This is a genomic window from Protofrankia sp. CiP1_Cm_nod3, assembly GCF_982290655.1.
On the sequence record NZ_CEVIVD010000244.1, the window covers coordinates 4,374 to 5,012 of the forward strand.

Sequence of the window (639 nt, forward strand, 5' to 3'; positions counted from 1 at the left end):
GCCTGGCCTGGATGTGGGCCGCCGATCCACGGGCCCGTTCGAGCGTCTGATCGCTCGCGACGAGCCGGAACCGGAGCGTCGCCTGGAACCGTCCTTCGTCCCTCGGCTGCCCGGGGGCGGTGTCCCGGGGCCGCGGGTCGATGAGATCCGTCAGGGAGCGCAACGTGTCCGCGTCGCACACGGCATCGGCGAACGGACGCCGGCCGTCACGCTCCTCCTGCAGACCGACGCTGTAGGCCACAAGCACCTCACCGGACGCGGCCGAGGACCAGCGGAACAGGTCGGGCACGCTGGGCAGACCAGGCATCCGCGTGAACAGCGCCCCGGCCCGGCGGGGGTCACGGTCGTCCGCGTGGCGTGCCGACCCGGCCGCTCTGACAAGGTAGCCGCGGTTCGGGATCCGCAGTCCGTGATGCTTGTCGCCGGCGAAGTTGTTGATCCATCTTCGACCGGTGAGGAATGCCCCGGCCTTGCTCAGGTGGCCGCGGCCGCTGACCCGTTCGATGAACGGCCCCAGCGTCTCCGTCTTCCCGGGGCCGCGTCTGCCCTCGTTGTTGATGACCGGGTCACCGGCTTCTCGTAACGAGTTGTATCCGCTGAGCAGCCACGCCCGGCCGAGCATCACCGCCTGTACCTCAC

General features: G+C 70.3%; 1 protein-coding gene. It reads right to left on the minus strand.

Annotation, left to right across the window (positions count from 1 at the left end; all coding sequences use genetic code 11):
- Positions 1 to 625: hypothetical protein (locus tag AC5LUJ_RS23620; protein ID WP_493465813.1), on the minus strand; the 625-nt coding region annotated here is incomplete at its 3' end.
- Positions 626 to 639: the final 14 nt, after the last annotated feature.